Annotated in this window: 23 protein-coding genes; 13 read left to right on the top strand and 10 right to left on the bottom strand. The window is 70.0% G+C overall.

Going from position 1 to position 24,460, the window contains the following annotated elements; all coding sequences use genetic code 11:
* The first annotated feature begins 3 nt into the window (after positions 1–3).
* Positions 4–768: a hypothetical protein gene (locus ACIPTO_RS09500; RefSeq protein ID WP_401190454.1), complete on the top strand. Its 765-nt coding sequence runs from the start codon at positions 4–6 to the stop codon at positions 766–768.
* Here the strand turns inward: ACIPTO_RS09500 and ACIPTO_RS09495 are convergent.
* Positions 758–1,159 carry a VOC family protein gene (locus tag ACIPTO_RS09495; RefSeq protein WP_366316109.1) on the bottom strand — a complete coding sequence of 134 codons (402 nt, stop codon included), beginning with the start codon at positions 1,157–1,159 and terminating at the stop codon, positions 758–760. The two genes, ACIPTO_RS09500 and ACIPTO_RS09495, sit on opposite strands and share 11 nt — an antisense overlap.
* An 87-nt stretch (positions 1,160–1,246) precedes the next feature.
* Here ACIPTO_RS09495 and ACIPTO_RS09490 point away from each other — a divergent pair, with 87 nt between their 5' ends.
* The 3 genes from ACIPTO_RS09490 to ACIPTO_RS09480 are packed head-to-tail and all read left to right on the top strand — an operon-like array spanning position 1,247 to position 4,367.
* The gene (locus tag ACIPTO_RS09490; protein ID WP_366316111.1) at positions 1,247–2,302 is read left to right on the top strand and encodes an iron-siderophore ABC transporter substrate-binding protein; all 1,056 of its coding nucleotides are present in this window, start codon (positions 1,247–1,249) and stop codon (positions 2,300–2,302) included.
* Between the two features lie 41 nt (positions 2,303–2,343).
* A complete protein-coding gene (locus tag ACIPTO_RS09485) occupies positions 2,344–3,333 on the top strand; it encodes an iron ABC transporter permease (protein WP_366316113.1) in 990 nt (329 codons plus the stop codon).
* Complete coding sequence (locus ACIPTO_RS09480) at positions 3,330–4,367, top strand: FecCD family ABC transporter permease (protein WP_401190452.1); 1,038 nt, start codon at positions 3,330–3,332, stop codon at positions 4,365–4,367. The genes ACIPTO_RS09485 and ACIPTO_RS09480 overlap by 4 nt, the downstream gene beginning before the upstream one ends.
* Before the next feature lie 172 nt (positions 4,368–4,539).
* Here the strand turns inward: ACIPTO_RS09480 and ACIPTO_RS09475 are convergent, their stop codons facing one another.
* The gene (locus ACIPTO_RS09475; protein ID WP_366316117.1) at positions 4,540–5,580 is read right to left on the bottom strand and encodes an NAD(P)-dependent alcohol dehydrogenase; all 1,041 of its coding nucleotides are present in this window, start codon (positions 5,578–5,580) and stop codon (positions 4,540–4,542) included.
* A 175-nt stretch (positions 5,581–5,755) separates the two neighbouring features.
* On the opposite strand from ACIPTO_RS09475, the gene ACIPTO_RS09470 reads away from it, so the two are divergent.
* Positions 5,756–6,688 (top strand): helix-turn-helix transcriptional regulator, encoded by a 933-nt coding sequence (locus ACIPTO_RS09470; RefSeq protein ID WP_366316119.1) that lies wholly within the window; start codon positions 5,756–5,758, stop codon positions 6,686–6,688.
* On the opposite strand, the gene ACIPTO_RS09465 is transcribed toward ACIPTO_RS09470, so the two are convergent.
* The 4 genes from ACIPTO_RS09465 to ACIPTO_RS09450 form a co-directional block, all read right to left on the bottom strand.
* Positions 6,678–7,190 (bottom strand): hypothetical protein, encoded by a 513-nt coding sequence (locus ACIPTO_RS09465; RefSeq protein WP_401190449.1) that lies wholly within the window; start codon positions 7,188–7,190, stop codon positions 6,678–6,680. The two genes, ACIPTO_RS09470 and ACIPTO_RS09465, sit on opposite strands and share 11 nt — an antisense overlap.
* 104 nt (positions 7,191–7,294) lie before the next feature.
* The gene (locus tag ACIPTO_RS09460) at positions 7,295–10,624 is read right to left on the bottom strand and encodes a S8 family peptidase (protein ID WP_401190447.1); all 3,330 of its coding nucleotides are present in this window, start codon (positions 10,622–10,624) and stop codon (positions 7,295–7,297) included.
* 310 nt (positions 10,625–10,934) lie between these two features.
* On the bottom strand, positions 10,935–11,621 hold the full coding sequence (locus ACIPTO_RS09455; RefSeq protein ID WP_366316125.1) for an ABC transporter ATP-binding protein: 687 nt from the start codon (positions 11,619–11,621) through the stop codon (positions 10,935–10,937).
* 177 nt (positions 11,622–11,798) lie between these two features.
* Entirely contained in the window at positions 11,799–13,274 is a 1,476-nt protein-coding gene (locus ACIPTO_RS09450; protein ID WP_401190445.1) for an ABC transporter permease, read from the bottom strand.
* Between the two features lie 235 nt (positions 13,275–13,509).
* Here ACIPTO_RS09450 and ACIPTO_RS09445 point away from each other — a divergent pair, with 235 nt between their 5' ends.
* From ACIPTO_RS09445 to ACIPTO_RS09425, 5 genes are read left to right on the top strand one after another with little or no spacing between them, the layout of a single operon-like run.
* Positions 13,510–14,070: a hypothetical protein gene (locus tag ACIPTO_RS09445; RefSeq protein WP_401190857.1), complete on the top strand. Its 561-nt coding sequence runs from the start codon at positions 13,510–13,512 to the stop codon at positions 14,068–14,070.
* Positions 14,067–14,735: a hypothetical protein gene (locus tag ACIPTO_RS09440; protein ID WP_401190443.1), complete on the top strand. Its 669-nt coding sequence runs from the start codon at positions 14,067–14,069 to the stop codon at positions 14,733–14,735. The genes ACIPTO_RS09445 and ACIPTO_RS09440 overlap by 4 nt, the downstream gene beginning before the upstream one ends.
* Positions 14,735–19,354, top strand: a complete 4,620-nt coding sequence (locus ACIPTO_RS09435; protein WP_401190441.1) for a putative T7SS-secreted protein — start codon at positions 14,735–14,737, stop codon at positions 19,352–19,354. Before ACIPTO_RS09440 ends, ACIPTO_RS09435 begins: the two co-directional genes overlap by 1 nt.
* Complete coding sequence (locus ACIPTO_RS09430) at positions 19,354–19,770, top strand: hypothetical protein (protein ID WP_366316135.1); 417 nt, start codon at positions 19,354–19,356, stop codon at positions 19,768–19,770. The genes ACIPTO_RS09435 and ACIPTO_RS09430 overlap by 1 nt, the downstream gene beginning before the upstream one ends.
* A gap of 34 nt (positions 19,771–19,804) precedes the next feature.
* Positions 19,805–20,368 (top strand): DUF6817 domain-containing protein, encoded by a 564-nt coding sequence (locus ACIPTO_RS09425; protein ID WP_401190439.1) that lies wholly within the window; start codon positions 19,805–19,807, stop codon positions 20,366–20,368.
* Between the two features lie 2 nt (positions 20,369–20,370).
* Here the strand turns inward: ACIPTO_RS09425 and ACIPTO_RS09420 are convergent, their stop codons facing one another.
* Positions 20,371–20,751 (bottom strand): ATP-binding protein, encoded by a 381-nt coding sequence (locus ACIPTO_RS09420; RefSeq protein ID WP_401190437.1) that lies wholly within the window; start codon positions 20,749–20,751, stop codon positions 20,371–20,373.
* Complete coding sequence (locus tag ACIPTO_RS09415; protein ID WP_401190435.1) at positions 20,748–20,939, bottom strand: hypothetical protein; 192 nt, start codon at positions 20,937–20,939, stop codon at positions 20,748–20,750. Before ACIPTO_RS09415 ends, ACIPTO_RS09420 begins: the two co-directional genes overlap by 4 nt.
* A gap of 112 nt (positions 20,940–21,051) precedes the next feature.
* Here ACIPTO_RS09415 and ACIPTO_RS09410 point away from each other — a divergent pair, with 112 nt between their 5' ends.
* Both ACIPTO_RS09410 and ACIPTO_RS09405 read left to right on the top strand, forming a co-directional pair.
* Positions 21,052–21,915 carry a helix-turn-helix transcriptional regulator gene (locus ACIPTO_RS09410; RefSeq protein WP_401190433.1) on the top strand — a complete coding sequence of 288 codons (864 nt, stop codon included), beginning with the start codon at positions 21,052–21,054 and terminating at the stop codon, positions 21,913–21,915.
* Complete coding sequence (locus ACIPTO_RS09405) at positions 21,887–22,102, top strand: DUF397 domain-containing protein (RefSeq protein ID WP_401190431.1); 216 nt, start codon at positions 21,887–21,889, stop codon at positions 22,100–22,102. The genes ACIPTO_RS09410 and ACIPTO_RS09405 overlap by 29 nt, the downstream gene beginning before the upstream one ends.
* Before the next feature lie 87 nt (positions 22,103–22,189).
* Here the strand turns inward: ACIPTO_RS09405 and ACIPTO_RS09400 are convergent, their stop codons facing one another.
* Together ACIPTO_RS09400 and ACIPTO_RS09395 are read right to left on the bottom strand one after the other, a co-directional pair.
* Positions 22,190–23,440, bottom strand: coding sequence for an Ig-like domain-containing protein (locus tag ACIPTO_RS09400; protein WP_366316153.1), 1,251 nt, complete (start codon positions 23,438–23,440; stop codon positions 22,190–22,192).
* Between the two features lie 240 nt (positions 23,441–23,680).
* Positions 23,681–24,034: a hypothetical protein gene (locus ACIPTO_RS09395; protein WP_366316155.1), complete on the bottom strand. Its 354-nt coding sequence runs from the start codon at positions 24,032–24,034 to the stop codon at positions 23,681–23,683.
* Positions 24,035–24,164: 130 nt separating this feature from the next.
* On the opposite strand from ACIPTO_RS09395, the gene ACIPTO_RS09390 reads away from it, so the two are divergent.
* Positions 24,165–24,458: an LAETG motif-containing sortase-dependent surface protein gene (locus tag ACIPTO_RS09390; protein WP_366317076.1), complete on the top strand. Its 294-nt coding sequence runs from the start codon at positions 24,165–24,167 to the stop codon at positions 24,456–24,458.
* Positions 24,459–24,460: the final 2 nt, after the last annotated feature.

The raw sequence follows: 24,460 nt of genomic DNA, 5'->3' as shown, positions 1-24,460 counted from the left end.
TCTGTGAACGAGCCGAGCGGCCCCAGCACCTTCCTCGTCGGCGGCGGATGGTCCGACCCCGCCGTCCACGAACCCTTCCTGCGCGCGGCGACCCGCGCCCCCGGGTCCGTGCCCCGCATCGCCTGCGTGGTCGTCGATGAGGGCGAAGGCGACGGGGAGCGTCAATTCGCCCGCTACGACGAGGTGTTGAGGAGTGCCGGCGACTGCGCGCCCGTACCGGTGCTGGTGCCGGCCGGTGGGCGGGTCGACGTCGAGGCGGCGGCGGGCGCGGGCGTGGACGGGCTGCTCGTCTGCGGTGGGCTGACGCCCGCCTACCAGGACGCCTTCGCGGACTGTCTCGACCGGCTGCCGGGGCTGCTCGCCGCACGGGGCGTCCCCTACGCCGGGTTCTCCGCCGGTGCCGCGCTCGCCGCGCGGTCGGCCGTCGTCGGGGGGTGGCGGCTCGACGGGGTCGCGGTGTGCCCGGAGGACACGGGTGAGGACCTGGACGAGATCGCCGTACGGGACGGGCTGGGGCTCGTGCCGTTCGCCGTGGACGTGCACGCGGCGCAGTGGGGGACGCTGCCCCGGCTGATCGCCGCCGTCACCCGGTACCGGCTCCCGCACGGGGTCGCCGTCGACGAGGACACGCTGGTCGAGGTGGCGGCGGACGGTCGCGCCCGTGTGTCGGGGGCGGGGCGGGCGCACTCCGTACGGCCGGCGGGCGGCGGGGACGGCGGGGTGGTCGTGCGGTCCTACGGGGCCGGCGAGTCGTTCCTCACCGAGTGATCCCGCTGCCGTACGGGCGGGTCAGGATCTCCAGGGCGTGTCCGTTCGGGTCGTCGAAGTAGACGCCGCGGCCACCGTCGTTCGTGTTGATCTCGCCCTCGCGGCGATGGGCCGGGTCCGCCCAGTACGTGAGTCCCGCCGCCTGGACGCGGCCGAAAATCGCGTCGAAGTCGTCCTCCGAGACGAGGAACGCGTAGTGCTGCGGGGTGATCTCGGCGAAGCCCGAGCCGGGCTGGTCCATGTAGTCGAGGGTCACCCCGTTCGGGATCGCGACCGGGATGAACGGGCCGTACTGCGGGCTCACTTGGAGCCCCAGCAGGTCGGCGAGGAACCGGGCCGAGGCGTGTTTGTCGTGCGCGGTGACGATGGTGTGGTTCAGCTGCACTGTCATCGTGTGGGCCTCCTCGTGCCCACGCTACTCCGACGGCAAGATAAGGTAAGCCTTACCTGGCCAGTTCTGATCGGAGAGACAGTGACAGTGCGTGCGTTCCAGAGGAAGGCTGTCACGGCGCTGGTCGCCGTGTCCGCCGTCGGGGGGCTGCTGGCCGGCTGCTCGTCGTCGTCCGCCGACAACGATGCCGAGAAGTCGGGCGACGGCCGCCAGAACAAGGTGATCGGCGCCTCGGAAGGGCCCGCCGCCGCGCCGAGCACGCTGGAGACCGGCATGGGCTCGGACACCGACACCGACGGCACCTTCCCGCGCACCGTCACGCACTTCGAGGGCAGCACGACGATCAAGGCGAAGCCCACGAAGATCGCCGTGCTCAGCACCGGACAGCTCGACGACCTGCTCTCCCTCGGCACGGTCCCGACGGCCACCACCCGCGCCGACAACGCCGGACTCGTCCCGGACTACCTCGCGAACGCCTTCCCGGCCGACAAATCGAAGCTCGCCGCGATGACGGACGCGGGCACGCGCCAGGCCCCCAACCTGGAGACCCTGGCCGCCGCGAAGCCCGACCTGATCCTCGCCAACGACTCGCTCGGCGACCTCTACCCGAAGCTGTCGAAGATCGCGCCGACCGTCATCACGGCGGGCAACGGCATCAACTGGAAGCGCGACCTCCTCCTCGTCGGCGACGCGATCGGCAAGGGGCAGCAGGCGCAGAAGCTGCTCGACGGGATCGTCGAGGACGCGGGGGCGAAGGGCGAGAGCCTGTCGAGGACGTCCGTGTCGATGCTGCGCTTCACGCCCGGCAGGACCCGGATGTTCGGTGTCTCCTCCTTCACCGGTTCCATCGCCGTCGACATGGGCCTCGACCGGCCCAAGTCCCAGCAGTTCAAGGCGATTTCGGAGGACATCGGCGCCGAGAGCATCGACAAGGCCGACGGCGACTGGATCTTCTACTCGGTGCAGGGCGATGCTTCGAAGACCGATGCCGGGAGCGTGCTCGCCGGCCCCCTCTGGAAGTCGATGAGCGCGGTCGGGGCCGGACACGCCGTGAAGGTCGACGACGACCCCTGGTACCTCAACGCGGGCCCGACCGCCGCCCGCCTCGTCGTGCTCCAACTCGCCGAGGACATCAGCAAGTAGAGCGCCCCGAAGGACAGCACAGAGTACGCAGTGAGTACACAGTGAGCGTCAGACGCCTCGCCTGGCCGGCGGCCGCCCTCGCGGTGGCCGCCGCCGTGCTGCTCAGCCTCGCCGTCGGCACCCGCCCGGTCCCTCCGTCCGCCGTCCTCGACGCGCTTCTGCACGGCGGCAGTTCACCGGACGCGCTGGTCGTACGGTCGCTGCGGCTGCCCCGCACCGAGATCGGACTGACGGCGGGCGCGGCGCTCGGCGTGGCGGGCGCCGCGCTCCAGGCCGTCACCCGCAACCCGCTCGCCGACCCCGGCATCCTCGGCCTCAGCCAGGGCGCGGCGGCCGGCGTCGTCCTCGCCATCGCGACCGGCCTCGCGAGCGGTTTCAACGGCTACGTCTGGTACGCCTTCGCCGGCGCGGTCCTCGCCGCCTGTCTCGTCTACGGCATCTCCGCGCGCGGCCGGGGCGGCGCCTCACCCGTCAAACTCGCCCTCGCCGGTACGGCGTTGTCGGCGATGACCGCCGGTGGTACGACCGTCGTCCTGACGTCGAGCTCGGCGACGCTCGACCAGTTCCGGTTCTGGCAGGTCGGCTCGCTGAGCGGCCGGGACGCCGGCACGGTCGTGAAGATGCTGCCGTTCCTGCTGGCCGGGGCACTGCTGGTGCTCGTCTGCGCACGCGGCCTTGACGCGCTGGCCCTCGGGGACGAGACGGCGCGGGCGCTGGGGCACCGGGTGGGGGTCGTACGGGTGGGCGCGGCGCTCGGCGCGACCCTGCTGGTGGCGTCCGCGGTGGCCGCCGCCGGTCCGATCGCGTTCGTCGGCCTCGCCGTTCCGCACCTGGCCCGCCGCCTCACCTCCGGCGGCCATCGCAGCCTGCTCCCGCTGTCCGCCCTGCTCGGTGCCGCGCTGCTGGTCGGCGCGGACGTGGCGGGGCGGGTCGTGCGCTCGCCCGCCGAGGTGCCGGCCGGGGTGATGACGGCGCTGGTGGGGGTGCCGGTGCTGGTGGTCCTGGTACGGCGGAGGGCGACGGCCGTATGAGCCTCACCGGTGTCACCGTCCTGCGTCCTCGCCCCTCCGTCTCCCTTCTCCTGCACCGGCGTTCGGCCGCCGTAGCCGCAACTCTCGTGCTTCTGCTGGCCGTTGCGATGCTCGCCGCCGCCTGCCTCGGCCAGACCTACATCCCGCCCGGCACGGTCTGGCACACGCTCCGCACCGGTTCGGGTCAGTACGACCTGGTCGTCAACGAGTTGCGGGTCCCCCGGATCGTGCTCGGCGCGCTGGTCGGTGTCGCGCTGGGCCTCTCCGGTGCGCTCGTGCAGACCGTCACGCGGAACCCGCTCGCCAGTCCGGACGTGATCGGGGTCGGGCACGGTGCGGCTGCCGCGACCGTGCTCGCGCTGTCCGCCGGGGTGGTGAACTCGCCCGGCGCGATGCCCGCCGTCTCCGTGGCGGGCGGGCTCGCGGCCGCCGCCCTGGTGTACGTGCTGGCGTGGCGGCACGGGATGCAGCCGAGCCGGTTCGTGCTGACGGGAGTCGGGATCGGGGTCGCGCTGTCGGCCGTCGTACAGCTGTATCTCTCGGACAGCGAGCTGGCGGCGGCCGAGACGGTCAAGCTGTGGCTGACCGGTTCCCTCAACGGGCGGGGCTGGGCACAGGCGGCGCCCCTGGCCGTCGTACTGCTGCTGTGTCTGCCCGCGCTGGTGTGGGCGAGCCGGGCCGTGCGGCCGCTCGGGCTGGATGCCGACACCGCCGCGTCGCTGGGGGTGCGGGTGGACCGGACGCGGCTCGCGGTGACCGTGCTCGGGGTGGTGCTGGCGGCCACGGCGACCGGGGCGGCGGGGCCGATCGGGTTCGTGGCGCTGACCGCGCCGCAGTTGGCCAGGCGGCTCACCCGTACGCCTCAACTGCCGTTGGTGTGCTCGGCGTTGACCGGTGCGGTGATTCTGGTCGCCGCGGACCTCGCTGCCCGGACGGTGCTGCCTCCGCTGGAGGTTCCGGTGGGGGCGCTCACCTCGCTGGTCGGGGGCCCGTACCTCCTGTGGCTACTGGGCCGGACCAGACAGGGCACCTGAGGTCCATCGTCGCCCGCGGCCCGAGACGCCTGGCGTGCCCCCACCCAGGGGCGCGGGGAACTGCGCGACCAGCCACGACGCACCCGCACCCACCCCGACCCCACCCCCGTACTCGCGACCGCACCGGACCCCGGAGCAGTGCGGCTCCGGGGTCCGGGGTGAGGGGACGGCGTCAGATGGTCGCCGTGTCGATCACGAAGCGGTAGCGGACGTCACTCGACAGCACCCGCTCGTACGCCTCGTTGATCTGGTCCGCCGAGATGACCTCGATCTCCGCACCGAACCCGTGCTCCGCGCAGAAGTCCAGCATCTCCTGGGTCTCCCGGATGCCGCCGATACCGGAACCGGCCAGGGTCTTGCGGCCGCCGATCACGGAGAACAGGTTCAGGGAGACGGGCTCCTCGGGCGCGCCCACGTTGACCAGCGCGCCGTCCGTCTTCAGCAGCGAGAGGTACGCACCGAGGTCGAGCGGAGCGGACACCGTGGAGATGATCAGGTCGAGCGTGCCGCGCAGTTCCTCGAAGGTCTTCGGGTCGCTGGTCGCGTAGTAGTGGTCGGCGCCCAGCTTCAGGCCGTCCTCCTGCTTGCGCAGGGACTGCGAGAGGACGGTGACCTCCGCGCCGAGGGCGTGCGCGATCTTGACGCCCATGTGGCCGAGGCCGCCCATGCCGATGATCGCGACCTTCTTGCCGGGGCCGGCGTTCCAGTGCTTCAGCGGCGAGTACGTGGTGATGCCGGCGCAGAGCAGCGGTGCCGCCACGTCGAGGGAGATGCCCTCGGGGATGCCGACGACGAAGTTCTCGTCGACGACGACCTTCTCGGAGTAGCCGCCGTAGGTGGGCTCGCCGTCCTTGCCGACGGCGTTGTACGTGCCGACGTTGCCGTTGGTGCAGTACTGCTCCAGGCCGGCCTTGCAGTTGTCGCACTCCCGGCAGGAGTCGACCATGCAGCCGACGCCCACCCGGTCGCCGACCTGGTATTTCGTGACCCCGGGGCCCACCTCGGAGACGATGCCGGCGATCTCGTGGCCCGGGACCATCGGGAAGATGGCCTCGCCCCAGCCCTCGCGGGCCTGGTGGATGTCCGAGTGGCAGATACCGGCGAACTTGATGTCGATCAGGACGTCGAACTCACGTACGGCCCGGCGCTCGATGGTGGTGCGCTCCAGGGGAGCCTTGGCGGCGGGGGCTGCGTATGCGGCGACTGTGGTCATGCCGGAACACTCTCCTTGCGGGGGGTTTGTGCGCCCGGCTGCCTTCTGACCGGGCACGACGGCAAGCCTGCCCGAAAGTCCCGGGGCTACCCAGGCCACGCTTCTGCGTACGTCCGCTGTGCCTACCACCAGCGAGGTCAGGCTCTTGGTCGTACGACCGGGAATACTGGACCGTATGGACGAACACCCCGAATCCGCCTCCGGGCCCGCCGACGCCGGTCCGCCGCTGGACCGGCGGGCCGAGCTGAGCGAGTTCCTGCGCACCCGGCGGGCCCGGCTGAAGCCCGAGGACGTGGGCCTGCCGGACTTCGGGCGGCACCGCAGGGTGCCGGGGCTGCGCCGCGAGGAGCTGGCGCAGCTGGCCGGGGTGTCGGTGGCGTACTACACCCGCCTGGAGCAGGGCAACGGGCGGAACGTGTCGGCGGAGGTCCTGGAGGCCATCGCCCGCGCGCTGCGCCTGTCCGACGCCGAGTCCTCGCACCTCACGCACCTCGCGAAGCCGAAGCAGCTCAAGAAGAAGCCGTCGGCCCCCACCCAGCACGTCCGCGCTCCGCTACGGCAGCTGCTCGACGCGTTCGAGTCGGTCCCGGCGTACGTCACGGGCCGCCGCTCGGACATCCTGGCGTGGAACCGGATGGCGGCGGCCGTCTTCGGCGACTGGTCGGAGCTGGCGCCGCAGGACCGGAACTGGGCGCGGCTGGTGTTCCTGCGGCCCGAGTACCGGGAGCTGTTCGTGGAGTGGGACCAGAAGGCCTCGGACATCGTGAGCATGCTCCGCATGGACGCGGGCTGCCACCCGGACGATCCGCGGCTGTCCGGGCTGGTGGGCGAACTCTCCGTGAAGAGCGAGGAGTTCAGGCGGCTGTGGGCGACCCACGACGTCAAGGAGAAGACGTACGGCGTCAAGCGTCTGCAGCACCCGCTGGTCGGCGATCTCACGCTGCACTTCCACGGTTTCCGGCTGGACGACGGCTGTGAGACGAGCCTGATCACCTATCACGCGGAGCCGGACTCGCCGTCGGCCGACGCCCTGCGTCTGCTGGCCAGTTGGGGCACGGACGCGACCCGGGCGGGCGCGTCGGCCCAGCGCCCCGACCTCACTCCGTGACGCCGAGGTCCGCCCGCATCAGCTGCCGCATCGCGACCAGCCGCGGTTCGGCGTCCTTCAGCCGGAGCAGCGCGTCCTCGGCGCTCTCGCCGTCGCGGGCGAGGCCCCGGTCGAGCCGCTTCACGGTGGCGTCGGCACCGGCGAGGACCTGGTTCACCGAGCGGGACGCGTCGAGGATCCGCTCGGGCACGACCATCTGCGCCTCGGCGTAGCGGTCCCGGTAGTCGCGGCGGGCCTCCTCCAGCTGGTCGCGCTCCACCTGGGTGTAGACGCCGTCGCGGAGCCGGTGCAGGGCGTCCTTGAGGAGTGTGTGGAACTGCCGTGAGGCCCTGTTCATGGCCGTGTAGGCGTCCCGCCGCTCCTCGAACCGCCGTCTCCGCTCGGCGACTCGGGCCTCGTCGGAGCGCTGCCGGGCGGTGAGGCGCTGGCTGAGGACGGGGGCGAAGAGGGTGCCGAGCACGCCGACGACGGCGGTGATCATGGCGGTGACGGCGGCGGTCATGGGGCGACCCTATGGGACCGTGCCCGCACGGAGCCGTCCCCGGACGTGAACGGCCCGCCGGAAGGCGACTTCCGGCGGGCCGTCGCGTCATCGAGCCGCGGGGCTCACGTGCCGTAGTACGCGTTGTAGATCGAGATCGTCGACTTGTTGCCCTTCTTGTCGGCGATCTTCGCGTGGAACGAAATGGCCTTGCCCTTGGCCGGGTTGGTCACGGTGATCCGGCCGTTGACGACGGGGATCTTCTTCCAGGTCTGGCCGTAGTCGTAGGACACCCACACGCCCAGGGACTTGAGGTTGCGGCCGGCCGCCGCGCCCTCGACGGTGACCGGGAAGGTCGCCTTCCTGCCCGCCGCGACCCGGCTGTCCAGGCCGGTGGTCGCGTTGAACCGGGCGGTGGAGACGGGGAGTTGGACCGCGTAGCCGCCGGACGGCTTCTTCGAGGAGAAGGTCCAGCTCGCGTCGATCCGGGTGGAGGCGGCGGCGACCTTGACGCTCCGGATGACCGAAGTGGTCAGCTTGTACGAGGCGTTGGCGGCCGGGACCTTGAAGACACCGTCGCCGAACAGCGGGTCCTGGTTGGAGCCGACCTTGGTGCCGTTGCGGTACAGGGTCGTGTCGACCGAGGTGAACAGCGACGAGCCCGCGTGCCGCGCGGAGTCGGCGAACAGCGGCACGATGCCGGAGATCTCGTTGCCGTCGCGGTAGACGCCGTAGACGTCGTCGAGGTGCGGGCCGAAGACCGCCGTGTTGAAGGTCCGGGTGTACGTCCGGCCGGACGTGAAGGTCTCCGGGCTGTCCGTGACGTAGGAGGACTCGGTGATCGGGAAGCCGTCCGGGTCGAGCCCGGCGTCCTGCTCGAAGTCCAGTTCCCACTGGGCGCCGTCGATGGTGGAGACGTGCAGGACGCGGGTGCCGGGAAGCGGCTGCGGGCTGCCGATGCCGGAGGAGCCGAAGGAGTCGGGCAGATAGCCGAAGGCGTTGAGCACCCCGGTCTTGCCGCGGGCGGCGGCGCCCATGCGGGCCTTCACGGTGGCGAGTTCACTCGCCTTGTAGTGCTTGGTGAAGCCGGTGGCGAGCTGCTTGACCTGGCCGCCGGTGGTGGTGTCGTACTGCTCGTCGGCGCCCTTGAGGAAGTGCGCGTCCCACTGCTCGGTGAGCGAGCCGTCGGTGATCCGCGGACCGAGGTGCGCGGAGCGGAAGTTGGTGTACGAGTCCAGGAGCCAGCCGAAGGAGGCGCCGCTGTCCGCCGTCGCGAGCGAGTAACTCGGCGCCGCGAAGGCCGCCTTGGCGCCGGTGTCCGGGACGGTGATGTCGACGGGCCGGGTGGTGCGGGCGTCGAGCGTGACCGTGGTGTTCCGGTCGACGGTCAGCTTGGGCCGGGCGATCCAGTCGGCGCCCTTGGTGAAGTCGTCCGGGTCCACGAAGATCCCGGTGTCGAGGACGTAACCGCCCTTGGGGACACGGACCTTGACGGTGCCCGAGGCGTCGTAGGGAGTGGCGGAGCTGCCCGCGCCGAGGCCGGACAGGCCGGCGACCGTGGCGGTGTAGTACTTGGCGGGGGTGCCGTCACGGTTGATGAACTTCAACGTGAGGTCGTACGACTGGACTTCGCGCACCACGGCCGCGGCCGTGCGGACGGTCTGTCCGCCGCCGGTCGCCGTCACGTACGCGGAGTAGGCGCCGTCGAGGGTGCCGCCCAGCCTGGTGTCGACGGTGAGGCCGACCGGGGCCGTGCCGCCCGCCGGTACGGTCACCGAGGTCTTGGCGAGCTTGAAGAAGCCCGAAGGGGCCGCCTGGCCCTTGGGGTTGGTGGCGGCGACCGTGAGCTTGAGGGTGACGGGCGCGGTGCCGAGGTTGCGGTAGGTGACCTTCCTGGTGACCGGGGTGTCGTCGGTGTGCGGCCACTGCTGGACGCCGAAGCTCTCCGACACCGGGTCGGCGATGACGCTCTGCTTGACGGCCTTGTCGACGGCGATCCGGCCCGAACCCTGCTGGAACGGCGTGTAGTTGCCGCCCTTCGCGGATCCGGTGAGCGCGCCCTTCAGCTCGGCGTAGCCCCAACTCGGGTGTTCCTGCTTGAGGATGGCGGCGGCACCGGCGACATGCGGGGTCGCCATCGACGTACCCGAGAGGGTCAGGTAGCCGGGCGGGTTCTCGCCGACCTCCTTGTCGATGACGCTGCCCGGGGCCGCGGCGGCGGTGATGTCGACGCCCGGCGCGGTGACGTCGGGCTTGATGGCGCCGTCGCCGACGCGCGGGCCGGTGGAGGAGAAGTCGGCGAGCTTGTCGTTGCCGTCGACCGCGCCGACCGTGAGGGCCGCGTCCGCGCTGCCGGGCGAACCGATCGACTCCGGGCCCTCGTTGCCCGCGGCGATCGCGAACAGGATGCCCTTCTCGGCGGAGAGTCTGTTGACCTCCGCCTCCAACGGGTCGATTCCCGGGGTGTCCTGGCCGCCGAGGCTCAGGTTGACGATGTCGGCGCCCTGTTGGGCCGCCCACTCCATGCCGGCGAGGATGCCGGAGTCGTCACCGGAGCCGCTGTCGTCGAGGACCTTGCCGTTGAGGATCTTCGCGTCGGGCGCGACCCCCTTGTACGTGCCGTGCGACTTGGCGCCGGTGCCCGCCGCGATCGAGGCGACGTGCGTGCCGTGCCCGAAGTGGTCGTTCGCGTCGGCGGCCGTGGAGAAGTTCCTGGACGCGATGACCTGGGTCCTCAGGTCCGGGTGGTCGGCGTCGACTCCCGTGTCCAGTACGGCGATCTTCACGCCCTTGCCCGTGTAGCCGGCCGCCCATGCCTTCGGGGCGCCGATCTGCGGGACGGACTTGTCGAGGCCGGCCTTGCGGACCCCGTCGAGCCAGACGTGCGCGATGCCGGACGCCGACGTGTCGCCGTCGGTGACGGCCTTCCACAGCTCGGGCGCGTCCTGCCGCGGGGTCTGGACGGCGTCGGCGTTCAGCGTCTTCAGGGAGTGGCGCAGCCTGCCCGCGTCCCGGACGTCGGCCTTGGTCGCGGTGGCCGCTCCCCGGTAGCCGACGATGACCTTCAGACCGGACTTCTGGGAGGCGCGCTCCGCCGACTTGTTCAGTTCGGTGATGTCGAAGAGCCGCTGGTCGAGCTTGCCGGACACGATCAGCCGGGCCGCGTCCACGGGCAGGACGAGCGTGTGCCCGTCGAGCCTGCGGACCTGAACCGGTATGTGTTCACGGCCCTTCGCGGGTTCCAGACCGGTGACCCGGCCCTTCGCGTCGACGGTGACGCGGTCGCCGGTGATCAGGGTGATGTGATGGCTGCCCTTGAGCCGCGCCTGCGCGGCTGCGAGGTGGCCGGCACCGGCCGCGCCCGATACGGGCTTCGCCGACGCCGGGCTGGTCGTTCCGGCGGCGAGGGCTACGGCGGCGGACGCGGCGACGGTGGCCGCGCACGCTCTCTTCACGTGTCTGCGCAAGGCTCCCCCTGGAGCTGAGGTACCGGGCGAATTCCCCGTTCACCCGGCCAGGGGAAAGCCCGTACACCTGTGCGTGACACCCCCCGGAACACGCAGTATGCCGAGGGGTGATCACCCGCTCAAGAGATGAGAGGAGGATGAGAAAGCGCGTCCGCGAACTGTTACGCCGTCGCCCGGACTCCGTTACGCAGTCGACGGGTGAAGGCGGCGAGAACTCGGCTAGGGGGCCGCCGAGTCACCCGTCCGAGCACCGAACTTCCTTTCCTGGAAGCCAAGTTGCTCGCATCTGATGCCGGGGTCACTTGGAGGCGGCGTTCTCCTTCACCGTGATCTTGCCCTTGCGGATGGTCGCGAGGCGCGGGGCCTTCTTCGCAATGGCGGAGTCGTGGGTGACCATGATGAAGGTCAGCCCGTGCTCCTTCCACATGCGCTCCAGCACGTCCATGATCTCGTCGCGCATCGACTCGTCGAGGTTGCCGGTCGGTTCGTCCGCGAGGAGCACCTTGGGCTGCTTGACGAGCGCGCGGGCGATGGCGACGCGCTGCTGCTGCCCGCCGGACATCTCGCCGGGGAGGTGTCCGAGACGCTCGCCGAGACCGACCGACGTCAGTGCCTCGGCGGCCCGTTCGCGGCGTTCCTTCGCCTTGGTGCCGAGCGGTACGAGGGCCGTCTCGACGTTCTCCTGGGCGGTGAGAGTCGGGATCAGGTTGAAGGACTGGAACACGAAGCCGATGTTCTCGCTGCGGACCTTGGTGAGCCTGGCCTCGGAGAGTTTCGCCAAGTCCGTGCCGTCCAGGACGATCTCGCCGGCGGTGGGGCGGTCGAGGGCGCCGATCATCTGGAGCAGGGTGGACTTGCCGCCACCGGTCGGGCCCTGGATGACCAGGCGGTCGCCGTCTCCGATGGTGAGGTCGATGCCGTCGAGGGCGTGGACGGTTTCCTTGCCTCGTGAGTAGAGCTTGGTGACGCCTCTTAGTTCGTACATGGTGCAACTCCTGGAGAAGTAAAGGGGGTTGGGGCCCGCCGTGGGACGGACCCCGTTTCGCCGTCCGTCGTCCGCGGTACCGTCGTGGCTGGTCGCGCCCGCGCGGCGGAGCCGCACATCGACGCGGCCCCGCACCCCGAAGGGGCGCCGCGGTGAACGGTGTTGACCAGGTGCTCGCTACTCGACCCTGCGCAGGGCGTCCGCCGGGCGGAGCCGCGACGCGCGCCAGCCGCCGAAGGCGCCTGCGATCAGACCGCCCGCCACCGCGAGGCCCACAGCGAGGGCGATGGTGGTGGCGTTGACGGGCGCGGTGAGCGCGACGTCGAGCGTCTTGGCCGCGGCCTGCCGGCCGGGGCCGCCGAAGCCGCCGCCACCGCCGCCGGGCCCGCCCGCGCGGCCACCGCCGCCCGTGCTGCCGAGGGAGGCCGAGAGGGTCGGGCTGATCGCGGTGACGACGTACGCGCCCGCCAGGCCGAGCGCGATGCCGAGGACGCCGCCGACCAGGCCGTTGACGATGGCCTCGCCGACCACCTGCCGGGTCACCCGGCCGGACTTCCAGCCGAGCGCCTTCAGCGTGCCGAACTCCCGCACGCGGCGGGAGACCGCCGAGGAGGTGAGCAGCCCGGCGACCAGGAACGCGGCGACGAGGACCGCGATCGACAGCCACTTGCCGACGCTGGTGGCGAGGGAGGAGGCGGTGGACAGCGAACCGGAGACCGTGTCGGCGAGATCGGCGGAGGTGGTGACCGTCGTGCCCGAGACATTGCTCGTGATGGTCTTCTTGACGGCCGAGATCTGCTGGGAGTCGGTCGCCTTGACGTAGATCGTGGTGACCTTGTTCTTGTCACCGCTCAGGGTCTGCGCCTGCGTCAGCGGGATGTACAGGTTGGCCGCCGCGTCGCCGCTGGTCGCGGTGGCGATGCCGATGACCTTGTACTTGACGCTCTTGATCGTGACGGTCGAACCGACCTTGAGCTTCTTCTCCTTGGCGTACGCCGAGTCGGCGACGACGACCTTCGCGTCGGTCTCCGCGGTGGTGAAGGTACGGCCGCTGGTGATCTTCGAGGAGGTCAGCGGGCCGAGCGCGGGCTTGGTGACGTCGGTGCCGTAGACCGTGTACGCGTTGATGTTGAAGTTGGCGCCGCCGCCGGTGACTTCGCCCTGCGGCGCGCCGCCACCGCCGCCGCCACCGCGGTTGCCGCCGCCTCCGGTGCCGCTGCCCTGGTTCTGCCGGAACTGGCCGCGGGTGAACTGTCCGTCGACCTTGACGACGTTGAGGCTCAGCCCGCCGACGGCGTCGGAGACGCCCTTCTGCCCGGCCACCTTGGTGACGGTGGTGGAGGCCAGCGTGGTGAAGCCCTGGACCATGACGCGGTCGCTGCTCTGCGTCTTGCTGTCGTCGTTGTTGTTGGCGTCGAACTGGAAGCGCGGCTGCTGCGAGCCGCTGGCCGCGGGCGTGGCCGCCTTGGTGACGGTCATGTCCGTACCGAGTCCGTACAGCGACTGGAGGACCTTGTCCTGGGCCTTACCCATGCCGGAGGACACGGAGTTGACCACGATGACCAGCGCAATGCCCAGTGCGAGGCCGGAGGCGACGACGAGGGCCGCTTTTCTGCGGCGGCGCAACTCGCGCCTCAGGTAGGTGAAGAACATGGCCCGCAAGCTAGGTACAGCGCGTGATGATGCCATAAGGCCGACATAAGAGAACGATGAGAAGGCTGTCCATGGCCAAGGAGAGAGCCCGCGCGGAGCTGTCAGCGGCAAGGCGCTCCGCACCTTCTACGAGACTTTCGGCACGCGCTGCGCCTGTCGCCGCTATCCGCGTTGCCGTACGCGATGTGCTGATGTGATGATTTCCCCCATGTCCGATCGCGGGGGAAACGACGACATGGCGCACGGCGGTGAGAACGCCGGGGAGACCGGGGCCGCCGGGGAGACCGGAGGCGTACGCCGGTCCAGGCTGCTGGACTACGCGGAGCCGGGCCGGGCGGGGCCGGCCGCCGCACCCGCCGCCACCTCCGAGCCCCTGATCAGCGACGACGCCGTGGTACGCGCGCGCCACGAAGGGGCCGTACTGCTGGGCGAGTTCCGTCGTACGGCGGTGCTGGTGCCGACGGACGAGGACGGCGCGCCCCTGGTCGGCGATCTCGGCGGCATCCGGTGGATCTACGCGTTCTCCCACGAGTCGGCGTTGGCCCGGTTCGCTATGGCGAGGGGTGAAGGCGGGCGGGAGTGGCCCTATCAACGGCTGCTGGGAGCACGCCTGCTGGACGCGGCGGTGCCGGCCGCGGGTGTGCCGTGCGGAGTCGCGCTGGATGTGGGGACCGAGGGCGAGGGCGTGCTGTTCCCGCCGGTGACGGGGATCGTGCCGGAGGAGGCGGCGGTGGACGCGGGGAGGACCGCGGACGCCGACGCGACCGTGGACACGGCTGTGGGGGTACGGGGATGAGCGGCGACGGTGGTCAGGACATCGAGGCGGCCGGGCTCGACGAGATAGCGCAAGGGATCACCCTGGTGCTGGGCGAGTTGAAGGAACTGGGCATCGACAGCCTGGCCGGAGCGGGCCGCGGCTTCTCCGAACTGGGCCTCTCCGGGCTGGAGTTGGGCAACGAGGAACTGCTGTCGGGCTTCACGTCGTTCTGCGAACGCTGGGAGTGGGGCGTGCGCGCGCTCGTGGCCGAGGGCAACAACTTCGCGGCGGGCGTGGGCCTTTCGGCGGGCACGCTGTACGAGACGGACCAGTACGTCCAGGGCACGATGAAGATCGTGGTCAACGCGGGCATCGGCAACCCGTACGCCACGGAGGACGAGGTCACCCAGGAGAGCTGGGGCGACCTGGTGCGCCACAACGAGTACACCGGCGGCGTCGACTACAGCGCCGAGTCGATGGACAAGGCGATGGACAACAGCAAGCAGGCGTACAAGGACGCGGCGCGGGACGTGCTGACCTCGCACACGTTCAGCCCGCTGGGCCCGGGCCTCAACCCGGCGAACCTGGCGAGCGCGGCGGGCGTGAGCGGAGACGACTACAACGCCTTCCTGGACAGCGAGTTGGGCCCGTCGCCGGAGGAACGGGCGAGGGCGGCCGAGGCGCGGGACGGGGACGCGGGCTGATGGGGATCGGCGATCTGGTCAACTCCGGCCTGAACAAGGTCGGCGATGTCGTCGACTCGGGCAAGAAGCTGGTCGGCGAAGGGGTCGACAAGGGCACCGATCTGATCGGGGAGGGCCTGGACCATGTCGGCGCCCACCGCTACGCCGTCGCGGTGGAGAACGCGGGCGACCGGATCGCCTCGAAGCTCGGCGCCACACCGGGCGAGAAGCAGCTCGGCGACACCGACCTGCCGTCCGACCTGGTCCACGGCGACCCGAAGGCGATCCGGGCGACGGCCAAGCACCTGGCCGACTTCTTCACCGCCTTCGACAAGGTCGGCGACGGCATGCGCAAGCTCGACTCGTCGTCCTGGCGGGGCGAGGCGGCCGACACCTTCCGCGAGAAGTTCGCGATGCACCCCACGAAGTGGCTCCAGGCGGCGGACGCCTGCGACGCGGCGGGCAGGGCGCTGTCCTCGTACGCGGACACGGTGGAGTGGGCGCAGGGCCAGGCGCGGGACGCGATCCGTCTGTACGGCCCGGGGAAGAAGGCGTCGGACGCGTACAAGGCGGAGGTGGCCAGGCACAAGGACGACGACAAGAAGCCGGCACCGACGACGGACCCAGGCGCCGCCGCCGTACGGCAGGCCCACGAGATCCTGGACGAGGCCCGCCGCCAGCGCGACGAGGCCGCCCGCACCGCCGCGGGCGCGGTCCGCGAGGCCCTCGCCCACGCCCCCGCCGAACCACCCCCGCTGACCCGCCTCAAGGCCGACGCGGTCGACGGCTACCAGGCCGTCAACACGGAGATCCTGCACTTCGACGCCGGCATCGCGAAGGGCACCGCGGGCATCCTCACCTTCGCCCGCGGCCTCAACCCGACGGACCCGTACAACCTCACCCACCCCGCCGCCTACGTCCAGAACGTCAACATGACCCTGGCGGGCCTGATCTCGACGAGCGCGCATCCTGAGCGGGCCGCGGAGACGATGCTCGACGACTTCATGAAGGACCCGTCGGAGGGGACGGGGCGGTTGCTGCCGAATCTTGTGGGGGACGGCGCGGGACTGGAGGCCGCGTTCGGGCGGGCGGCGCTCAAGGACGGGGTGGAGAGCGCGGTCGAGTCGGGGGTGCGGCGGTCGGCGGCCGACGCGGCCGAGGACGCGGCGGGCGCGGGGCGGAAGGGGGCCACGGAACATCCCGAGGGCACCAGTCGCCGCCCGGAGGAGACGGTCTGCGAGCGGGACCCGATCGACGTCGCCACGGGTCACATGGTCCTGCCGCAGACCGACCTGTCCCTGCCGGGCGCACTGCCGCTGGTCGTGAAGCGTTCGTTCAACTCGGCCTACCGGGCCGGTCGTTGGTTCGGTCCCACCTGGTCGTCGACGGTGGACCAGCGGCTGGAGATCGACGCCGAGGGAGTCGTCCTCGTCGCCGAGGACGGCCTGCTGCTGGCCTACCCGCACCCCGCACCGGGCCTGCCGACCCTCCCCGCCCACGGCCCGCGGTGGCCCCTGAGCCGCGAGGACGGCGGCTACACGGTCACGGACCCGGACTCCGGCCGGACGTGGCACTTCGCCGACAGCGGGCCGGGCTTGGCGGTCCTGGAACAGCTCGACGACCGCAACGGCAACTGGATCACCTTCGAGTACGACAGGGACGGCGCCCCGCTCGGCATCACCCACAGCGGCGGCTACGAGCTGAGGTTCAGCACGGCGGACGGGCGCGTCACCGCTCTGCGCAGGGCAGGCGCGACGCACGACGACCCCGGACCGGAGCTCCTCCGCTACGGCTACACCGACGGGCACCTCACCGAGGTGACCAACTCGTCAGGAATCCCGCTCCAGTTCGGCTGCGACGAACACGGCCGCATCACGTCCTGGACGGACACCAACGGCAGCCGCTTCGACTACGTCTACGACGACCGGGACCGCTGCACCCACCAGTCGGGCGTGGCAGGCCACCTCGACTCCGTCTTCACCTACGACGAGACCGACCCGGAGACGGGCGACCGCGTCACGGCGATCACCGACTCGCTGGGCCACACGGCCCGCTACCTGGTCAACGACCGCGCACAGGTGACCGCCGAGATCGACGGGACGGGCTCGGTCACGCGCTACCGGCGCGACCGCCGCAACCGCCTTCTGTCCCGCACCGACCCGCTCGGCCACACCACCGCCTTCCGCTACGACGAGACCGGCAACCTGCTCACGGTCACCCGCCCCGACGGCCGCGAGGCTTGGGCCGACTACAACGAACTCGGCCTGCCGGTACGGCTGGTGAACCCGGACGGCACGGTCCTCCACCAGACGTACGACGCCCGCGGCAACCGCACATCGGTGACCGACCCGGCAGGCCACACCACCCACTTCGCCTACGACGACTCCGGCCACCTCACGAAGGTGACCGACGCGCTGGGCCGGGCCACGACCGTCCGCTGCGACCGCACCGGCCTCCTGGTGGAGATCACCGACCCGCTCGGCGGAAGCACCCGCTACGAACGGGACGGCTTCGGCCGACCCGTCACCGTCACCGACGCGCTGGGCGCGACGACCCGCCTGGAGTGGACGCCCGAGGGCCACCTGTCCCACCGCACGGCACCGGACGGCACGACCGAGTCCTGGACGTACGACGGCGAGGGCAACTGCACCACGCACACGGACCCGTTGGGCGGCGTCTCCCGCTTCGAGTACACCCACTTCGACCTGCTCACGTCCCGCACCGGCCCGGACGGAGTCCGCCACGACTTCGCCCACGACACCGAACTCAACCTCACCCGGGTCACCAATCCACAAGGCCTGACGTGGAGTTACGCCTACGACGCGGCGGGCCGCCTGACCGCGGAGACGGACTTCGACGGCCGCGTCCGCACCTACACCCACGATGCGAACGGCCGCCTGACCACCCGCACGAACACCCTCGGCCAGGTCGTCGAGTTCGAACGCAACGCGCTGGGCCAGGTGACCCGCAAGAACGCGGCCGGCCAAGTCACCACGTACGCCTACGACATGACGGACGCCCTCGCGCAGGCGACCGGCCCCGACACCACGCTGACGATCCTCCGCGACCGCCACGGACGGGTCCGCTCGGAGACGGTCGACGGCCGTGAACTGACTTACACCTACGACGAGTTCGGCCGCCGCACCGGCCGTACCACCCCGACCGGCGCGACCACGACCTGGTCGTACGACGCCAACGGCCGCCGCACCGGCATGACGGCATCGGGCCGCGCCATCGACTTCACGTACGACGGGGTCGGCCGCGAACTGGCCCGCCAGGTGGGCGAGACACTGACCCTCAACCACACCTTCGACACGGCCGGCCGCCTGAAGACTCAGTCGGCCGTCGGAGCAAGAGGCGACTCCCTCCAACACCGCGCCTACACCTACCGGGCCGACGGCAACCTCACAGCGATCGACGACCAGCTCTCCGGCAGCCGCCGCTTCGACCTCGACGCGGCGGGCCGGGTGACGGCGGTCCACGCGGCGAACTGGACCGAGACGTACGCGTACGACGAGGCGGGCAACCAGACCCAGGCGCAGTGGCCGGCGGGGCACCCCGGCCAGGAGGCGACCGGCGCCCGTGCCTACACGGGCACCCGTATCACCCGGGCGGGCACCGTCCGCTACGAACACGACGCGCTGGGCCGCACCACGCTCCGCCAGAAGACCCGCCTGTCCCGCAAGCCCGACACCTGGCGCTACGAGTGGGACGCCGAGGACCGGCTGACGTCGGCGACGACTCCCGACGGCACACGGTGGCGCTACACCTACGACCCCCTCGGCCGCCGCACGGCGAAACTCCGCATGGCCGCGGATGCCGAGACGGTCGCGGAAAAGGTGACGTTCACCTGGGACGGCACCACCCTCTGCGAACAGACCACCACGTCCCCGGACCTCCCCCACCCGGTGACCCTCACCTGGGACCACCAAGGCCTGGCCCCCATCGCCCAGACAGAACGCATCACCGCGGCGGAAACGCCCCAGGACGAGATCGACTCCCGCTTCTTCGCGATCGTCACCGACCTGGTGGGCACCCCGACCGAACTGATCGACGAACAGGGCGACATCGCCTGGCACACCCGCAGCACCCTCTGGGGCACGACAGCCTGGTCATCGACCAGCACGACATACACACCACTCCGCTTCCCGGGCCAGTACTTCGACCCCGAAACGGGCCTGCACTACAACTACTTCCGGCACTACGACCCGGAGACGGGGCGGTACCTCACCTCGGACCCATTGGGACTCACCGCCGCTCCCAACGCGGAAGCGTATGTCGACAACCCCCTGACCTGGAGTGATCCCCTCGGTCTGACCCCGTGCCCGCCTGAGCAGAAGGTCACCCAGACCCCAGAAGTGGTCGCACCCAAGCCACTGAAGCCTCACCAGGTCATGGGCGAGTGGGAAAAGTTCCTGGGCGAGGGTCCTTACACGAACATCCACCCTCGCACCGGTCTGCCGGATCCAGATCGTCTCGTCTCCGCAGACGGCCAACGGAGTATCCGCCTCGGGCCGCACGAGATGAACAGCAAACCAACCAAATTCCACTTCCACATGGAAACCTGGACGTTCATCTCCCCCGCAAATGAGTGGATCGTGGACAACACCATGGTTCGAGTACCGCTAGGACTGAAGTAATGCGCATTGAGATTCTGGACGTCCTCGACAACGTGGAAGAGTCCGAAGGACCTCGCATCGTCTTTCGCAGCGCGCTCGGACAAGTCTGGGCCCGCTGGCGCGGGGCAGCAGCACCACAGGCGGGCGACGCCGCAGACGTCGAGATCGACATCCCGGACGATGTCGTGCACTGGGTCCATGCAGAGGGGCCGGACGCACTGCAGGCGGAAGCTGCGGGAGCACCGGTTCGAATCCGGGGGACTGTCGTCAATGCCGACGAGGACGCGGTGGTGTCGATCCGACTGGGCATCTACATCATTCTCGCGGAGTTCGCTGCCGGACATCCAGAAGAACAGGGCAGGCCTGACAGGCCTTCGAACGACGACCGCATCGAACTCTCGGTCCCTCACATCGACGTCTACCCGTATTCCGTCTGAGCCGTCCGAACAAGCCTGCGAGAGGACCCCTGCGATGGCATCAGTCGAGCAGCGGCTGACAGGTAAGGGACGCGTGGTGATCGAAGATTTTCTGCGTGATCGGGGGGCCGATGACATGCCTCATCCCGGTGGGACGTTGCTGGGTCATCTGGGGCGTGTTCAGGGGATGTTGGCGGAGTGGGGGGCCGATGCCGACGTTCGGGCGGCGGGGCTGTGTCACGCGGCGTACGGGACCGACGGCTTCGCAGCCGGCCTGCTACCCCTCGCCGACCGGGCCACGCTCGTCGCGCTGATCGGTGAACGGGCCGAGGCGCTGGTCTATCTGTACGCCAGTTGCGACCGCGGTGCCGTGTACCCCCGCATCGACGGGACAACGGAGTTCGCCTTCCGGGACCGCTTCACCGGCCGCGAACTCAGCCCACCCGTCGACCAGTTGCGCGCGTTCTTCGATATCACCGCCGCCAACGAACTGGACGTCCTGGCCCACAACGCGGAACTGGCCGAGCGTTACGGCCCGGGCCTCCGCGCCCTCCTCACCCGCGCGGGCACCCTCCTCTCCCCCGCCGCCCGCGCGGCCGTCACCCGGCAACTGGGCTGACCTCAACGCCCCGTTACCGTGCGGCTGTCGAGATCACCCTCCACCTCGCACCACACCGTCTTCCGATCAGCCCCCTGCTCCACGCCCCAGCGCCTCGCCAGCGCGTCCAGGAGCGCCATTCCCCGGCCGTGTTCGTCCGTCGCGGTCGCCCGGAGGAGCAGTGGCAGTGCGCGTGGGTCCGGGTCGGTGACCTCGATACGCGTGTGCCCGTCGGCCGTGCCGAGGACTCTGACGGTCACCGGGGTTCCCTCCCCGACGTGGTCGATCACGTTGGTCACCAACTCCGTCGCGCAGAGGCGGACGTCGTAGGCGTGGTGGCGGAGACGGTGACGGAGTTCCGGTACGGCCTTCGGGGTGGCCAGCAGGTGGAGTTCGACGGTCATCGCTTCGCCGCCTCACGGAGAGCGGCGGCGAGTTCGCGGGCCGTGGCGGTGTTGCAGTTCCCGAGCGCGACGAGGCCGGCGGCGAGGATGTCCACGCCGAGAGAGGGGAGTGTGATGCCATGCAGAGCGAGAGCCTCGCGGAGTTCCTCCACGCAGAGGGTCGTGTCGTAGGGGGTGGGGGTGGACATGGACCGGAGCCTCCTGTGCGCTCTGTGACGAATCCCTCACAGAGTGACGTTGCGCTGGCTACCGTAAAAGAGGTTTCGCGTTCGCGACCGGGGCTGCGGAGGAGGGCACGTGGTGGCACGGGGCAAGGACATCGACGGGTCGATGAGCGTTCCGACCTTCTACGGCAAGGAGTTGCGGTGGAAACGGGAGGAGGCGGGGCTGTCGCTTGAGGCGTTCCTTGAGGGGATCTTCTACGGCAAGACCTTCCTCAGCGACATCGAACGCGGCGAGCGGCGGATGCCGCTGGATCTGGCACGGCACGCGGATCGGGTACTGGGGACGGACGGGTTCTTCGAGCGGCATTGCGAGGACGTTCGGAAGGCGCGGAGAGCGGGGCACGCCGAGTACTTCGAGAAGGTCCTGGACGCGGAGAAGCACGCCACCACCATCGAGGAGTGGTGTCCCATGCTCCTGCCGGGACTGCTGCAAACTCCGGCCTACGCGCGGGCAGTTGTCCTGGCGGGACTCCCGCTGTCCCTCGACGAGGAAGTGGAGGAGAAGGTCACAGCCCGAATGGCGCGCGCGAGGCTCTTCGAGGACGACCACCACATCCCGGAGTACTGGGTGATCCTGCACGAGCGCCTGATCGTCGAACCGCTCCTGCCGGAGGCTGACATGACGGCTCAGCTCGACCGCATCGCGGAACTGGCTGACCGGCGCCGGATCATTCCGCAGATCGTTCCGCGGAAACAGAGGGCGCACCCTCTGATGGCAGCCTCCATTCTGACGATGAAGTTCCCGGACGCCCCACCACTGGTTTACACCGAAGCGTCCTACACAGGTGACACCATCGACGATCCGGCCCTCGTGGAGCAGTACCGCAAGGCATACGATCAGCTCAGGGCCGTCGCGCTGTCACCAGACACGTCCCTCGCCATGATCAAGTCAGCGGCAGAGGATTATCGAAATGGCAAGCAACCGGACCGACTTGAGTGAAGCACTCTGGCTCAGAAGCAGCTATAGCAACGAGAGCGGCGGCAACTGCGTAGAGGTCGCCCACAACCTCCCCGGCCTCGTGCCCGTCCGTGACTCCAAGGCCGTGCCCGGCGGTCCCGCGCTCCTTCTCGGCGCCTCCGCCTGGGCGCCCTTCATCCGTGCCCTCAAGGCCGACGGCATCCGCTAGTCCGCGACAGCGAAAAGGCGGTCGCCACCAGCCGGAGCCGGGGGCGACCGCCCTCACGCGTGACGGAGTCGGCAGGTCGGGGTCGGGTCAGACCGCCGAACCCGCCTTCCACTGGGCCCAGTCCATGTTCCAGCCGTTGAGGCCGTTGTCCGGGGACACCGTCTTGTCGCCGGTGTTGGAGATGACGACGACGTCGCCCACCATCGAGTTGTTGTAGAACCACGCCGCCGGCATGTTCTTGTCGCCCGCGCCCTTCACGTCCTGGAGGCCGACGCAGCCGTGGCTGGTGTTGACCGAGCCGAACACCGAGGGCGAGCCCCAGTAGTTGCCGTGGATGAACGTGCCGGAGCTGGTGAGGCGGATGGCGTGGGGGACGTCCTTGATGTCGTACTCGCCCTTGCCGTCGTCATCGGTGAAGCCGACCGTCGCACCGTTCATCCGGGTCTGCGTGAACTTCTCCGACATCACCATCTGGCCGTTGTACGTGGTGTGTTCGGGGGAACCGGCGGAGATCGGGATCGTCTTGATCACCTTGCCGTCCTGCTCCACCTTCATCTGCTTCGACTTGGCGTCGACGTACGAGACCTGGTTGCGGCCGATGTGGAAGGTGACCGTCTTCTGCTGCACGCCGTAGACCCCGGAGGCGCCCTCGACGCCGTCGAGCGCGAGCTTCAGCGTGACGGTGGAGTTCTCCTTCCAGTAGTCCTCGGGGCGGCAGTCCATGCGCTGGGTGTTGAACCAGTGGCAGACGACTTCCTGGCCGCTGGTGGAGGTGACGGTGATGCCCTTCTGGACGGCGGCCTTGTTGGTGATCGCCTTGTTGAAGTTGATCGAGACCGGCATGCCGACGCCGACCGTGGAGCCGTCCTCGGGGGTGAAGTTCCCTATGAAGCTGTTGGCCGGGGAGACCGTGGTGAAGGAGGCGTTCTCGTGGGCGACGAGGCCCGCGGAGTCCTTGGCGGTGGCCGCGAGCTTGTACGTGGTCGAGCGGTCCAGCTGCGCGCTCGGCTTCCAGCTCAGCTTGTCCGCCGAGATGGCGCCCGCGACGGCCTTGCCGTCCGCCGTCGTCATCGTCACGCCCGTGAGCGTGCCCTTGCTGACGGTGACCGCGGCCGAGTTGTTGATGGAGGCGTTGTCCGAGCCGTCCGCCGGCGTGATCTTGATCTGCGCCTCGGACGACTTCTTCGCCGCCGCCTCGTCGACCTTCGACTGCGAGCTCTGGCTCGAATCGCTTCCGGAGGACTTGTCGTCGCTGCCGGAACACGCCGTGAGCACGAGCACACCGCCGAGCAGTGCGGACGCGGCCACCAGACCCTTGCGCCGCTTACCGTCCGTCATCACACGCTTCTCCATCGTTGCCGAAAAACCTGAAAACCCGAGTGGCCCCGTTGACCCCGGGTGGCCCCGGCGGCCTCGTACGTAGTTCCCGCGTCGTTCCCGTTGAACAAATCCTTAAGAAACCAACGCTACGACCGGTGCGTACCGTTCCGCCTGTCGCCCGGATGTGGGGCACACCACGTCCACGACGAGGCCCCGGACAGCGATCGCCGCCCGGGGCCTCGATCGCCCGCGCGCGGCTCAGCCGGCCACTGCCGTCCCGTCTGATTCCTCGTCGTCCTCGACATCATCCTCGTCGATGTCCCAATCCGGCGAATCCGGGTCGTAGTCGATCTCCTCACTGCTCCACGAGGCCTGGGCGAGGTCGACCCCGGGCATCTCGCTGACCAGGTCGAACGGGTCGACGAGATAGGCGAGGGCCTCGGCGGTGTCTTCGGTCACAGCGGTCTCGGCGTGGCCGCGCTCGTCGCCGGGCAGCTCGGGATCGTCGGCGATCTTGGCCAGCGCGGCCCGGGTCACGGCGTCCTCGTTCTCGACTTCGAGAACGAGCTCGACACGAAGGCGTACAAAACGTGATGTCTCTGGGGTGCTCATGCCGGGAGCGTACGGCCCACGGCTCCCGTGACTTTCCCGCACCCCGCAGAGTTCATTAGCATCGCTCCACACGGCCAATTCGCCAGCGCCACAAGGGGATCGATATTCCGTGTCAACCGCTCGCCGAACGATGCTGACCGCCACCGCCGCGGGCACCCTGCTGGGCGCCCTGTGGTTCGTCCCCTCCGCCAACGCGACGGTGACCGACCAGGCCAGAGTGGAGACTTCGGCGACGCCTACCTCGCAGGTCACCCAGCAGGCCCGGGTCACCTCGACGGACGTCACCGCCACCTCGGACCACACCCAGCTCGCCGACACGGGCAGTCCGAACACCACGCCGTACATCGTCGGCGGCACCGTGTTCCTCGGCCTCGGCGCCGGATTCGTGGCGTATTCGGTGCGTCGGGAACGACTGGGCTTTTAACT

The organism is Streptomyces sp. NPDC090083 (assembly GCF_044747445.1).
In the GTDB taxonomy this organism is placed as follows: Bacteria; Actinomycetota; Actinomycetes; order Streptomycetales; family Streptomycetaceae; genus Streptomyces.
This window is presented reverse-complemented; position numbering and strand designations above follow the sequence as displayed.